Genomic DNA, 13,928 nt, shown 5'->3' on the forward strand with positions numbered 1-13,928 from the left:
GAGCAAGTTGGAATTCCTTCCATGGTGTGAGCACTCGCCGATTGGGCAAAACTTCGTTGCACTACGCTTATTCAACGTTATGGATTACTCGATACAGGGGATTGCAGTAGAACTATGGATCAAAAACACTCAAAACACCTTTGCGCAACGCTCTCGCGCGCCCGAACAGCAGGGCGCCCCGCTCTACTGGAAGAGTCAGACATACCAGAAAGCGTGTCCGACGCATATGCAATCAGCTTTGCGCAGATGCAAAAAATTTCGGCGTGGAAAGTCGGCGGGGCCAATCCATGGTCGCGAAAAGTCTTCCGGAACACAAACAGTTTCATTGGCCCGCTGCGTCCAGACGAGTTGTTCCTAGGAACTTCGTCCATTCCAGTTGCACATCTCAATGCTCCGCTGGCTGAACCGGAGATCATGCTCGAAATTGCGCCGAGCAACAATACTGCTGATGTGCAGTTTTCCCGCATGTCGATCGGGTTTGAAATTCCTGCAACGGTTCTTCCAGAAGCGTTGAAAGCAAATCTGAACGGACAGATCGTGGACCGGGCCGGAGCCGGTGCGCTTTGGATCGACGGGATCACTCCATTTGATCAAACTGCCTTGAAACAGGAATTTTCATGCCGAACGTGGCATAACGGAGCGGAAACTCCACCCGGCAGTTCCACCAATCTAACCAATGGTCCGCTAGGAGCTGCTTTCGAGTTTCTTCAGGTTGCGACCGCCTTCGGCGCGCCGCTACTGCCAGGACAATGGGTTGCAACAGGTGGTCTCAGCCCAGCTTTCCCAGTTGCAACTGGCGATTTTCTGCGTGTCAAAGCCCTGGACTGGGATGTAGGCCTCAACTTGATCTGAGGCGCGACCGACAATGTTGCATAAAGAGTCTTCAGGCGGTATTCGCCCCTTTCCCCGGTTTGTTGTGTGACACGTTCACAGCCCGCTCGACCGAGACGGGTGATGCGGTTGAGGGATTTGACAGTGATCTTGGTTTTGGTTTTCCGGCTCTCCATTTTGTAATTGCGCAACTGAAGTCCGATGACTGTAAGGTGCGCGTTTCAGCGAGACATCTGGTGGCTCCTTTATAGTTTTTCTCGAAGCGCTTCGTAGGGCGTTTTGCCACCGTATGCGGGCCGTGCGGCCGCGCCAGGTTGCAGAAGCGCTCCCTCTCATCAAGTTTAGCCTCAAAATCGACGTCTCCTTTGTAGTTGAGAAGCTGTCAGAATTCCTGCTGGTCGGGTCGGTGCGATCTTTCCACCTTTCCATTCAACTGAAGCGAGCTGGATTTGATGTAGGCGTGGCGGATGCCTTTGTCTTCGACATACCAGTGAAACTTGGCTTGAAACTCGTGGCCATTGTCGGTCCTGATCTCGCGTATCCGGAACGGGAACTTCGTAACCGTGGTTCTGACCTTGCAGCTACCCATAAGTGGTGTGGCGAATTGAATCAGACACAAACCTTGGTCTTGCCCGAATTGAGCTGGTCATATTTCGTCAAGTGGCACCAAAAGATTGAGTTGCAGGCATGGGGCGGAGTTGGGTGGAAACGGAAACTTCCGGGTGTGAGCTGGTTGACGCTCGGCTGAACCGGCGACTGGGAGCAATGCTGGAGGCTCTCGGAGAACGGTCAGGGAAATCACTACCCACGGCATTCCAGGCCTGGTCGAATACCAAAGCCGCTTACCGGTTATTCTCCAAAAGTAATGTCAGCGAAGACAAGATTTTGGAGGGCCATTTCGCCGCCTCTGCCTTGCGTATTCATGCAACCGCCGCCGGTATCTCGCACTGCAAAAGAGACCGGGAAGGAGCGCACCACCGCCGCGACCGGAATTGCTCCCGCCATTAAGTCCGAAAGCGTTCCTGGCCAGTTGCGCCTGATTGCGTTCATATTCCTCCCAATCGATATAGCCGACATGGTCAACGAAACGCGCATCTACTACGCCACAGAGCTCCAGCATGTGATGCCAGCCCTGCCCATTGCGGGCCAGGCGCGACGCTTCCAGGCAGAATACTGCGCCAACTGACACCGAACACAACACGGCGACAAGTCGTTCGAGACCGAGATGCTGGCCATCCCCGCGATTGATGGTCCTGAAAACCCTCACGTCCCAGCTAAAAAAAGCGTGCCACCGATATAGGATACGTTAAAACTGTCCAAAATGGGTAGAATGAACGGGAATTGGCACTCAACAGAAAAACCGCCTTCTTTGCCGGTCACGATACCGAAGCACAAAACTGGGCGGTACTCGCGTCCCTCATTGAAACTTGCAAGCTCAATGCTGTCGATCCCCATGCTTTGCTCACCGCAAGGCTTCCAGGTATCGCCAACGGGCACAAGCCGTCTCGGATCAACGATCTTTTGCCATGGAATTATCAAAGCACCGTGTGATCGGGGTTAAGCTTACGGCTGTCATACAAATGTCGCCTGCGATAGAAACTGGCGCGCACAATCCCGAAATACCGGCACGCCTTACTCACTGATCCGATCTGTTCAGCGTGCTCAACAACACGCAAACTAAGACGGATCTCTCGCTTGTCCTCTGTCATCGTCTACATCCTCCTTCTCCAAATTTGAGCTTAAAGAAGATGTTTCGCAGGTACGTTCATATCTACACTACAAGACGCTGCATAGTCTGAAGCTTGTGGATTGAATGGAGTGCCTACCTAAAAGAGTATAGCGGCTATTCAAGCAATCGCGTTCATCAGACTTAACCAACCTCGTTGTCTCAACAACCTGCCCGCAATGGTGCTGGCGATCCTCTCAACGTAATAGGATGAAACATGACGCGAGGCATGAGGGCGGACTCCACCACGAATCCAAGCTGAGATGGGAAATCGAAGTTACTCAATCCCACTTGAAAAGTGATCGGTTTTGGTAGTGAGGTCCTTCGCTTTGAAAGAAATTGTACACCCAAGTTAGGGCCGATCCGATTGAGCCCAAAGCAAGGTCGAAAGCCACGCGATGAATACGCTGCTCGTCCCTCTCATCGCGTAACAGATCGGCAATGCCGATACTCTGGCCGAGTTGATCGTGGCGGCGCAATCCTATGTGACGACCTGATCGTTACTCGGCCGCGAGTTTTCTGCCCTCCGGCCCGAACGCGCCGCGCCCGACCGCTTCATAGGCCTCAAAGCCGGCGCGGTAGGCGTCGTGGGCAGAGTAGATGTTGCGCAGATCGGCGAGGCGCGGGGTGGCCATGTTGGTCGCAAGGCGCTTGAGGTCCAGCGCCCGGAACTCATTCCACTCGGTCAGCAGCACAACGAGGTCTGCGTTCTGCGCAGCCTCGTAGGGGTTGTCCATCCAAATGACGCCTGGCAAGAGCGCCTCGGCCTCACGAAAGCCCTTCGGATCCACGACTCGCACCTTGGCGCCACCGCCCACAAGCGCCGGCACAATCGTCAGAGAGGGGGCGTCGCGCATGTCGTCAGTGTTAGGTTTGAACGTCACGCCCAGCACGGCAATAGTCTTGCCGTTGAAGGTTCCGTCGCAGAGATCGCGCAGCTTCTCGACCATACGTCCCTTTACCCCGTCATTCACGCGAATCACGGTTTCGACGATGCTCTGGGGAACGGCATGTTCCTGCCCGATCCGAACCAGCGCGCTCGTGTCCTTGGGAAAGCACGATCCGCCATAGCCAGGACCGGCGTGGAGAAACTTGTTGCCTATCCGCCCGTCCAGCCCGATGCCCTTGGACACTTCCTTGACGTCCGCACCCACCCGTTCGCATAGCGCGGCGATTTCGTTGATGAAGGTTATCTTGGTCGCGAGAAAGGCGTTGGCGGCGTATTTGATCATCTCCGCACTTTCAAGATCAGTGGTGATGATTGGGTAATCGCGCAGGAAGAGTGGGCGATAAACCTCCGCCATGACCTCGGCCGCGCGCTCGGTCTCTATACCCACAACAACGCGGTCGGGGCGCATGAAATCGTCGATCGCGGACCCTTCGCGCAAGAATTCGGGGTTGGAGACTACGTCGAATGCTGCCTCGGGGTTGGCCATGGCCACGACTTCTTTGACCTTGCGATTGGTTCCAACGGGCACGGTCGACTTTGTCACGATGACGCCGTAGCCGGTCATGACGCACGCGACTTCCTCAGCGGCGGCCATCACGTAGGCGAGATCGGCATGGCCATCGCCGCGACGGGTCGGGGTACCCACGGCGATGAAGATCGCGTCCGCCCCGTCCACCGAGGTGGCGAGATCAGTCGTGAACGAGAGCCGCCCCGCCTCTACATTCCTTGCTATCAACGAGGCGAGTCTGGGCTCATAGATGGGAACCTCCCCAGAATGGAGCAACGCGATCTTGTCGGGGTTTTTGTCCACGCAGACGACGTCATGCCCGAAATCCGAAAAACAGACGCCCGAGACGAGGCCGACATAGCCCGTGCCGATCATGGTAATTTTCATTTAATCGCTCCTGCGAACCCGTGATTGTGCGCTCTGACATACAATTGTTCAAAGGGGCATACAAAGAGAAATCTCGTGGTATTTACGGGAGGCGGATGGGTGGGCTCAAGACGACAGCGGAAAGACGATCGACGTCACGAATCCGGCCACGCGTAAGGCAACCGGGACGGTATCGGCCAGTTGAGCGGCCAAGACGCCAGGCGCGATCGACGTGGTTGCTGCACATACTAATCGACAGCACAGGCACATAAGGTTGAAGGCGAAAGCGACTTGCAGGCCCGCAAACCAAGTGGCCCCAAGCGACGGGTCTGGCGCAAGCTCCATCTCAGGATTGATAAGCGAACTCCAGAGAACAGGGCCGCCTAAGTTACCGGAAGCCATATCGTTGAAACACTTGTCCTGCCCTTTCTACTCAGGCAGCGGACTCGCAAAACTGGCACCATAGTCCTATAGATCCGAGTTTGATCATTGCCATGAAGTTGGCTGGTATTTTTTCGTATCGGGTGGCAATTCGTCGAAACGAGGCGTTTAGACAGCCGAAGAACCGTTCGATCGGCATTGCCATTTGTGGACAGGTTTCTGTTTTCTTCATCTTTATCTTTGCCGAATGAGAACGAGGATGATGGACAATTTTAGCTTGATGTTTCCACCCATTTCCAGCACACACTCTGGATTAGACCAATGACGCGGAACAGTCTCAATATGGCTACAGGAACGTTATCCAACCCTACAGCACGCCGGGTACTTGTCACGGGTGGCGCCGGCTTCCTCGGCACGCACCTTTGCACAGCGCTTATTGAACTCGGATATGAGGTTCTCTGCCTGGACAACTTTTTCACGGGGCGGCGGTCGAACGTCGCTCACCTGCTCGGTGAACCAAAATTCGAATTGCTCCGTCACGACGTGACGTTTCCGCTCTATGTTGAAGTTGACGAAATATATAATCTGGCTTGCCCAGCGAGTCCAATACTGTACCAAAGGGATCCAGTGCAGACCACAAAGACCAGCGTGCATGGCGCCATCAACATGCTGGGGCTGGCGAAGCGGACCGGGGCACGCGTGCTTCAGGCATCGACTTCGGAAGTGTACGGAAACCCAACAATCACGCCGCAGCCCGAAGAATATTGGGGCAACGTAAATCCAATCGGCATCCGCTCATGCTACGACGAAGGCAAACGATGCGCCGAGACCCTCTTTTTTGACTACTGGCGACAACACCGTCTGGAAATCAAGGTGGCGAGGATCTTCAACACCTATGGGCCAGGTATGCATCCGCAAGACGGACGCGTGGTCTCGAACTTTATCGTCCAAGCGCTGAGTGGCCAGGATCTAACTATATACGGGGACGGCTCACAAACGCGCTCGTTCTGCTATTGCGATGACTTGATCCGGGGTATGATTGCCCTCATGCAAAGCCCTGCAGACGTCACTGGGCCGATCAATCTTGGGAATCCGGTTGAATTCACAATCCATGAACTAGCTGAAGCAGTCTTAGAGCTCACTGGTACGGGTTCAAAAATCGCGTTCGAACCGCTGCCAGAAGATGACCCGAAACAACGGAAACCCGACATATCACTTGCCAAATCGTCTCTTAGTTGGGAGCCCGAGGTCAAGCTTCGCGACGGACTGGTCCGGACGATTGAGTATTTTGACAAGCTGTTGTCCGAAGGAGAGGTAGAGCTGACATGACGTGCGTTGGGGCATCGGCGTTTCTTTCGAGATCAAGCGAACCGGTCGCCCGCCGCACATCCTGACTTGTTGAATTGGTTTGCGTTCCCGCTCTTTTTGTCATCGATGGTTACAACATGTGCGCTGCTTATTTCACCTATACTTTGTTCAATTAATCGTTTGAAAGTTAGAGAACAAAGAAAGATCTATTGAGGGTGGCCGATAGTGGGAAAAAGATGCCTCTTCTTAACAAATGGAAATACGCCTCAAGGCGAAATGCTTTTAAGACTGTCTCTCCTAATGCGAGAGAGGTTTGATGGATCCAGATTTGTAGTTGTCTCCGATAACCTAAGTGAGGATTATTGCGAGTCGTTGAGGCTTCATGGCGCGCACGTCCATATCTTGGATGCAGATTGCGTCGAGAGTGTTAGCAAGGACTTTTCCTCTGAGGCTCATCCGCTAGGAAAAATCGCTAAGCCAGTCTTTCTAAAGATGGCACTAGAGACTTTTGGTCAGGAAAACGAGAATGTCGCATACTTGGATCCGGATATCCTGATCCAAGGCAACCTCGCAATTTTTGAAGCTATGGCGTCAAGCGAGTGTGTCGTCATGGCGAAGGAGGTGGTGAAATCACTCGACAACCCCGGAGTAGCAGCCAAGCTGCAACGGGCGGTCGACGTGAATGCGCTTACCGATCAGCAGGTGAGATCCTTCGAAGCCGAGGTGAATACAGGCTTTCAGTATGGCGGTATCGATGCCATGTTCCGGTATCTGACTCCGTTCTTAGAGTTCATGCGCAGCGATTCAATGCGCGAATTCTACAAAAACAGCAAAGACCGGAACAATTCCTGGCATGATCAGGATTTCTTTCGTGCTTTTCTGCGCGCCAGTTCCGACCGCTCTTGGTTGAAACTGGCCGGCAAGGAGCACATCGCCACATTGAACGGCGATGCCATGCGCGAGGTAATCATATCGTCTGAGGCTCCGAAAGTGCATCTTGTCGATGGCCGGGTGCCCGACGTCGTCCACTTTGCTGGGAGCGCATGGAGACGGAACGCGGCGGCATTGGGATACTTCGAACTGGCGCCGACAACCACCGGGCGGGACATCCCGGAACAAATTGACATCCTGAAACTCGAGCAGCGCGCGCGGCAGGTCGGAAAGGCCGAGGCTTCAGCTCAAAACTGGCGGAACGCACATGAAAACCTGCGACGTCAACATGAGGAATTGCTGGAGAAGTGGAACGAGTTGAAGCCGAAATACTCAGACATGGTTACACGGGATGCCGTCCCGCCGCAAAGAAAACAGAGTAAAAAAATGGCACAACGTGCCCTTACCACCATCGCCTTAGGGGAGGAATATTTCCGTATGGGCGTCGCATTGATGCGATCAGCTCATGCGCTGTCCTCGGGCATCGACCGCTATATCATCTACAAAGACGACGAAACTGACACATCTTTCCTGCCTGTCCCAGATTTTGTCGAGATAAGGCGCTGCGGGAGCAACCGCTTTCGCTATCCTGACAGTCCCTTCGCGTCGCGGATGGACAAGTCGACGCCGCTCGTAGATGTGAGTACGAAAGATGCGACCGTTCTGTTCCTGAAGGCCAACACAATCATTTACCGCGACGTCCTCGATCAGATGTTTGACGAGATTGAAGCGAGTTCGGTGCTGGTCCATGCAATGGAGCGGCCGGATGATTTCGACTGGATGGCAAGAACGGTAAAGATCGATGACGGCGAACGGACCGAAGGCTTCAATCTAAAGAAACGCGCCAGCGAAGTCGGCATTCACATACCGAACATTACTCTGAGCGCAGCGGTTTTCGGACGAGCGCCAACTGTCGCAGGGTGGGAATTCTCGGCCCGTGTCGACGAACTATTGCAAGACCCACCTTTCCAAATATGGCCCAACAGCCACTATCTTAACGACGAACCTTTCATCGCAATTGCCTATCTCGCAGCGCAGGCACGGCACGGGCTGGTTCACAGGCCGTTGACCAACGACCTTTATATGGGCCTGCGCAGCGGCGAGCATTTTGTTCTGATGGACGAGGAGGGCCAGGTTCACGTCGGAAACGAGCTTCCCGCCATCGTTTATTTCGCGGGCAAGAACCGGCGAGATACGGAAATCTATCGGGCGATGCTGCGACGCTTCGCCCCTGTCCACGACGAAGGATGACTGCATTGGTGGCACCCATAGACCGGTTCCTTGTTGGTCTTAAGCCGCGCTTTTCACAATTAGCGAATACCGCGCTTCCGGTCTCTCAGTAGCTTGTGAATGCACGCGAAGAACTTTCGGACGACCACTACCTTGCGGACTCGGGAGCGCTAATACTGACGGTTGCCCCAAGGCCCATTTTCATCTAACGGTTTAAAATCTGATGACGTTAAGGATAGGAATTTTCACGTGTCCACAGAACAGTTTGTCTCAGCTCATCTCGATCGCTACGACAACGTAATCGAACCAATTGACGGTTGGTTCGAACGCGACAACGTGGCCGCCATGGCGCTCATCTCAAAGGCGCAAAAAGAATCTGGCGTGGTTGGTGATATAGTTGAAATAGGGGTGTATAAAGGAAAGACATTCTTTTTCTTATCAGGCCTGCTTGCTTCTGGTGAACGACTTATTGGTGTCGATCAATTTACTATGCGTGGCAAAGACCTATTGCCGGAAGTCAAGGCCTACGCAGAAACCGCATGCGAAAACAGATCTCAGTGCACTTTACTCAAGTGTTTTACGAAAGCTCTTCGGGATCATCCCCTGCCCAGCGCAAACGCTCGCATCATACATATTGATGCAGGCCACGAACACGATGACGTCTACTTTGATCTCGCTACAGTTTATCGTCAATGCTTCCCAGATCACGGCGGCGTGATCATTATGGATGATGCGATGATTCAAGGCTTCCCGGGCATTCAATCCGCAATCTATCAATTTATCCTGACAGGGCCGGGGAATGATTTGAGACCATTTTTGATGACCCGCGGTAAAATGTATCTATGCCGCGCTAAGGACCATCATCACTTCAAGAGCGTCGTGGCTGAAATGGGCGAGGTATCTGTGCGAAATGTACTGGATGTGAGCGTTTTGGTGAGACACCATAACATAAGAAAACCGGAGCCGGAGCCGATCGAAATCCTACTGTGACTTTAGAAGCAGGTAAATACGCCCGATCGAACATTCGTCTTCAATGCAGGCTTCGTTTTGCATTGAGGAGGCGCTTGACATGGGCAGGGGTACAAGGCTTCGATTCGATACAGTGGATTTTACCGCTTAAAGTTCAGCAGGGTGGAGACTTCGATAAATGAAAAAAAAGCAACCGGAATCCGTTCAGAATGGGCTCGATCTGAAGGCCGCGCTGTCCGAAGTCATACGCGTCTCGCCAACGCTTCTCCTTATCCGAGGTTGGTGTACATGGGCGGATGTTACTCTGCAGATAAGAATTGATGGTCACGAACCGGTACGCGTCACCTTAGCCGATTTGTGTGCTAATCGGGCTACACTCGAATTCGAGCAGTTTGTTCAAATTCCTTCAGATCGGCTCGATTCTGCCAGTGACGGGCTTGAAGTTGCTCTTGAAGTGTCGCGCGATGAAGTTCTTCTGGCCCGGTTTGCGCGACGGCTGAGTGCCGGAAAGATCGACCGCTCTTCTATCGACTGGAGTAGGCTGGAAGGCCAGATCCGGTCCCCTGTCCTCTGGCAGGACGAGCCAGACGGCGACCTGATCAGCGTCGTTCTAAGCGTCTACAATGGTGAAGAGTACCTTGAGGACGCTATCGACAGCGTTCTTGCCCAGACTGATCCCGATTTCGAACTGATCATTGTCGATGATGGATCGCACGACGGATCAAGCGCAATGATCGAGGCGGCGGCGGACCGCGACCCTCGAGTTCGTCCGTTCATCCGCAGCTTCAACTCGGGCCAGGGCGCTGGGTTCAATCTCGGCATCTCCGTCGCCCGCGGCGATTTGGTGTGTTTCATGGATGCCGATGATTTCTGGTTTCCTGAGAAACTCGCGCGAATGCGGGGTGCATATGCCAATGCCGCGGACGATGTGGCTTTTCTCCAGCACAACCTCGAGGTTTTTCGCGGCGGTCGGCTGACTGGCGAAGCGTTTCGACCAGCTCTTTTGAGCGGCGACATCCTGAACTTTGCAAGACAATTTGGGCACCGGATACCCGGACCGAATGTGCCGACGGCTGGCCTCGCCTTTCCAGCCCGGGTCCTCCGCGCCATCTTCCCTATTCCAGGATCATTTCGGCTTTGTGCCGACGGCTTCTTAACACGGGCGGCCGCGTCACTCGGCCGCTGCCTCAGCATCGATGAAAACCTCGGTGCCTATCGAATCCACGAAACGAATTCAACGATTGAGAACCCGACGTTCGATTCTACTGATTACGTTGAGAACCTTCTTATTCCACAAATGAATTTTTTCTTTCGGCGTACAGATAGCCCTGCCCGGCTTCCTTTTTCTGGGTACACGCCAGCGATTCCATTGAATCGACTTTCGATAAGATCCCGTGAAGGCGGCACCACATTCGAGAGTGTCCGGTCGGCGGGTAAGCCAAATAGTATTAACGCGCTCAGGAATATCCATAGGGGCCGCCGCGGTTTTATTGTAGCGACAGGTCCGAGCCTAACGGTGGAGGACCTGGACCACTTAAAAGATGAGATAACGTTCTCCTGCAACAAGATAACGCTTGCGTTTGACAGGACGGATTGGCGCCCGACGTATTACTCGATTATCGATGCGATAGTCAGCGAAGATTTTTCTTATGATTTCGAAAGTTTGTCTTCCACGAAGTTGTTTCCGGACGACTTGAGGTCAAAATATGAGGGGCTGTCTAACAAGTTATTCATTCCAAATCGAAAGCCGATCTACAAAGACGGTGAACGAATCTTTGAGTTCAGCCGGGATTTGGAGGCCGGTGCTGCAGGTGGGTTTACGGTAATCTACCTCTTGATGCAGGCCGCCTATTTCATGGGCATCAATGAACTGTATCTTGTTGGACTAGATTTTGATTTCTCGGTCAACACGGTGAGCGATGAATTGACCGAAAAGGGTGAACCGATCATCATTAACTCAAGTGAATCGAACCACTTCGATCCGCGATACCGCGTCGAGGGCGAGCGCTGGTCAGTACCCCGGCTAGATCTGCAGCGGAAAGCCTTTTTCGAGGCCAAGAAGGCGTTTGAAGAGGATGGCCGCAAAATCCTGAATGCATCTCGATCAACGAAACTCGATGTCTTCGACAAGGTCGATTTCGACGAGATCGTGCGCGGTGCCCATGACTTCAATCCGCAGGCAGCTGCAACGTCGATAGCCCAGGAAGTGATTGGCCAAATTCACCGATGTCATCTTGACCGAGAAAACGGAGTGCTAGTAATCGAAGGGTGGATCACTCCTTTGCCCCACTCAATCGATATAGAAATAAACTCGACCGTGCAGCGCAAGCCGTTTGAACCGAGCGCTTCGTCACGGTGTTTTCACAATTACCAACTGATTGAGGAAGCATCGGGTTTCGATTTTCGGTTTGACGTCGGAGACCTTGCTCAGCCAGAGTACCTTATTCTTACATTCAATTTTCTTCATGGATATTCTATTCGTCATGTTGCCGAATTTACTCTTGGTGACGAGACATCGCAGCATTTAGAAGAAGCTGAACGCGATGCGGGGATGCTTGATGTTGCCGAATTTACTCTTGGTGACGAGGCATCGCAGCATTTAGAAGAAGCTGAACGCGATGCGGGGATGCTTGCTCTGGCCGAGGTGTACGCCGCCGGCCCAGTGGCAGAGCGAACGCTACGGCAATCTGAATGGCTTGTTCGTGAAGGGTCCTTAAACTACGCCATCGCGCGCTTACTCAAGAAGTCTGGAGGGATTCGCCACTCGGGGCTCTCGACCGCAGACAAGGCAACGTTAACCATTGTATATGCCGTCATGTCTGGTTGGCACCGCGTGACTGGAAAGCGAAAACTCATGCGCGCCATTCGCTGATTCAACTAATCCGTCAGACTTGTCTGAACGGCATTGCCAAAACTGTGTTGCACGGATCGATCTTGAGGCGCAGTGACTTCATTTCCCAGGCTCTGTTGCAAAGTTTTGGCTGTTGACGCACTTAAGTTTAACGTGTGGATGGCTTTCGGTCCCAACTAGTCGAAAGCCAGCTCATGATCACCTTCAAAGGCGCGCAATACCCCAAGGATGTGATCCTCTTTGCTGTGTTCTTCTACGTTCGATACGGCGTGTCGTATCGGGATCTTGGAGAAATCATGTCAGAGCGTGGCGTTGCGGTGGACCACACCACGCTGAACCGTTGGGTGACAAAATACGCTGGTGCAATTGCCGAAGTCGCGCGCAGGCGCAAGGGACCGTGTGACCGCTCCTGGCGAATAGATGAAACATACATCAAGGTGAAAGGTGCGTGGGTCTACCTCTAACGAGCCGTCGATAAACACGGCGAGACGTTGGATTTCATGCTTTCAGGGCGTCGGAACAAACCTGCTGCTACGAAATTCTTCGCTCGAATGCTTGAATGCCATGGCCTTCCAAGAAAGATCGTCATCGACAAGAGCCGTGCGAACACAGCCGGGGTTAAAGCCATCAACAAGATGCTAAAGGGCTTTGGATGCCCAATCCCAATCTAAAAGGTCAGGCGGAAGTATTTGAATAACGTCGTGGAACAGGACCATCGCTTCATTAAGAGACACACTCGACCGATGCTAGGGTTCAAGGCCTTTGCTTCAGCGGCGGCTCCCCTCGATGGATTCGAAGTGACGCACATGATCCGTCAAGGCAACTCTGCTGTGTCGTACCCGCTATTGGTATTCAACGTCCTTCGACAGAACGAAAAAGGCAACTGGTCAAATGGGTGCAAAACACTTAGTTTGCTCTGAAGGTAGAACTCCATAAACACTTTTGTACAGGCTGCCAAATCGTCCCAGATCGGTGAATCCGTGAGCAAGCGCCACTTGCTTCACCATGGGTTTTGGCTTGGACGCCTGTACAAGTTTATCATGGACACTGGCCAATCTTTGAAGGGCAAAAAACCTTGCTGGTGTTTCACCCGTTACATCGCGAAACGCTGAGATTAATGTTGGGGCGCTTACCTCGGTTGCTCGACACAGATCCGCCACTGATGGCTTATTTGACAAGCCGGATGCGTAGTACTCTCTTGCTTTTGAGACCAAACCTTCTTTTTGAGACCAAGTCGCTTTGTTTGCACTCCCACTATTCACAGACATGGCAAAAATAATGGCCATCGTCCTTGTAAGACGCCCCTCCAATTCACTTTGCGTAGATTGACCATCGGTTAGGTTCAATATGCAGTTTAGTGTTCGTACCAATGTTGCGTGGCAATCAGAAGGCATATTCACAATGACCGTTGGTCCGTATAAATCTGATGCGTCTCTGCCGGAAAAAAGTTGAACTTCTTCGAGAAATCGTTGCAGGGGCAAGCGACCACAAATAGAAAGTCGATTGCTAGCAATTACCTCGGTTTCTGAAGCGGTAAAATTAAAAAAAACGGATTTATCTTCCAACTGAGCGCCGCCGACCGTCCAAGACTCTGATGAGCAGATTGGAACAGTAAAGTTAGCAAAGTCTTCGTTTTGTAAAGTTCGTACCAGTGCTTTGGGCAGAAAGCGAACCCTAGACAAACGAGAGTGTCCTAACCGAGCGCCGTGAATTTGACCTTCGTCAGATCCCCTTCCCAATTGTATCACGTCACCATTAAAAACCGCACCCGACATAGCTTCTCGTACGGTTGCAGTGAAAAGCTCAGGTTTCCCTTCACCCAACTCCTTAAAAAAGTTCATATCGATTTTCCTCGGTGCATTGGCTCCAATCGGTACAT

The 13,928-nt window shown here is 52.7% G+C and carries 9 protein-coding genes and 5 pseudogenes; 10 read left to right on the plus strand and 4 right to left on the minus strand.

Annotation, left to right across the window (positions count from 1 at the left end):
• Positions 1–114: 114 nt before the first annotated feature.
• A complete protein-coding gene (locus GOV87_RS19460) occupies positions 115–852 on the plus strand; it encodes a hypothetical protein (protein ID WP_217360912.1) in 738 nt (245 codons plus the stop codon).
• A gap of 224 nt (positions 853–1,076) precedes the next feature.
• Here the strand turns inward: GOV87_RS19460 and GOV87_RS19465 are convergent.
• Positions 1,077–1,393 (minus strand): annotated as a pseudogene (locus GOV87_RS19465) (IS481 family transposase); the annotation flags it as partial.
• Positions 1,394–1,518: 125 nt separating this feature from the next.
• Here GOV87_RS19465 and GOV87_RS19470 point away from each other — a divergent pair.
• From GOV87_RS19470 to GOV87_RS19480, 3 genes and pseudogenes are all read left to right on the plus strand, one after another.
• Entirely contained in the window at positions 1,519–1,839 is a 321-nt protein-coding gene (locus GOV87_RS19470) for a transposase DNA-binding-containing protein (protein ID WP_254447427.1), read from the plus strand.
• The gene (locus tag GOV87_RS19475; protein ID WP_171212874.1) at positions 1,754–2,017 is read left to right on the plus strand and encodes a hypothetical protein; all 264 of its coding nucleotides are present in this window, start codon (positions 1,754–1,756) and stop codon (positions 2,015–2,017) included. Before GOV87_RS19470 ends, GOV87_RS19475 begins: the two co-directional genes overlap by 86 nt.
• Positions 2,018–2,166: 149 nt before the next feature.
• A pseudogene (locus GOV87_RS19480) lies at positions 2,167–2,382 on the plus strand (transposase domain-containing protein); the annotation flags it as partial.
• Between the two features lie 14 nt (positions 2,383–2,396).
• Here GOV87_RS19480 and GOV87_RS19485 read toward each other — a convergent pair.
• Both GOV87_RS19485 and GOV87_RS19490 read right to left on the minus strand, forming a co-directional pair.
• Positions 2,397–2,540: pseudogene (locus GOV87_RS19485) on the minus strand (IS481 family transposase); the annotation flags it as partial.
• 517 nt (positions 2,541–3,057) lie between these two features.
• Positions 3,058–4,401 (minus strand): UDP-glucose/GDP-mannose dehydrogenase family protein, encoded by a 1,344-nt coding sequence (locus GOV87_RS19490; RefSeq protein WP_171212890.1) that lies wholly within the window; start codon positions 4,399–4,401, stop codon positions 3,058–3,060.
• A 218-nt stretch (positions 4,402–4,619) separates the two neighbouring features.
• Between GOV87_RS19490 and GOV87_RS20505 the strand changes: the two are divergent.
• The 6 genes and pseudogenes from GOV87_RS20505 to GOV87_RS19525 form a co-directional block, all read left to right on the plus strand.
• Positions 4,620–4,764, plus strand: a pseudogene (locus GOV87_RS20505) (IS5/IS1182 family transposase); the annotation flags it as partial.
• Between the two features lie 318 nt (positions 4,765–5,082).
• Positions 5,083–6,090, plus strand: coding sequence for a UDP-glucuronic acid decarboxylase family protein (locus GOV87_RS19505; RefSeq protein WP_254447428.1), 1,008 nt, complete (start codon positions 5,083–5,085; stop codon positions 6,088–6,090).
• Positions 6,091–6,606: 516 nt separating this feature from the next.
• A complete protein-coding gene (locus tag GOV87_RS19510; protein WP_171212893.1) occupies positions 6,607–8,250 on the plus strand; it encodes a hypothetical protein in 1,644 nt (547 codons plus the stop codon).
• A gap of 228 nt (positions 8,251–8,478) precedes the next feature.
• Positions 8,479–9,219, plus strand: a complete 741-nt coding sequence (locus tag GOV87_RS19515; RefSeq protein ID WP_171212894.1) for a class I SAM-dependent methyltransferase — start codon at positions 8,479–8,481, stop codon at positions 9,217–9,219.
• A gap of 157 nt (positions 9,220–9,376) precedes the next feature.
• Entirely contained in the window at positions 9,377–12,070 is a 2,694-nt protein-coding gene (locus GOV87_RS19520; protein WP_171212895.1) for a glycosyltransferase, read from the plus strand.
• A 173-nt stretch (positions 12,071–12,243) separates the two neighbouring features.
• Positions 12,244–12,969 (plus strand): annotated as a pseudogene (locus GOV87_RS19525) (IS6 family transposase).
• Here the strand turns inward: GOV87_RS19525 and GOV87_RS19530 are convergent.
• On the minus strand, positions 12,937–13,928 hold a 992-nt coding region (locus tag GOV87_RS19530), incomplete at its 5' end, for a helix-turn-helix domain-containing protein (RefSeq protein ID WP_217360913.1). The pseudogene GOV87_RS19525 and the gene GOV87_RS19530 overlap by 33 nt on opposite strands.

Origin of the sequence: Ruegeria sp. HKCCA5426, from assembly GCF_013034585.1 — a bacterium.
Classification (GTDB): Bacteria; Pseudomonadota; Alphaproteobacteria; order Rhodobacterales; family Rhodobacteraceae; genus Ruegeria.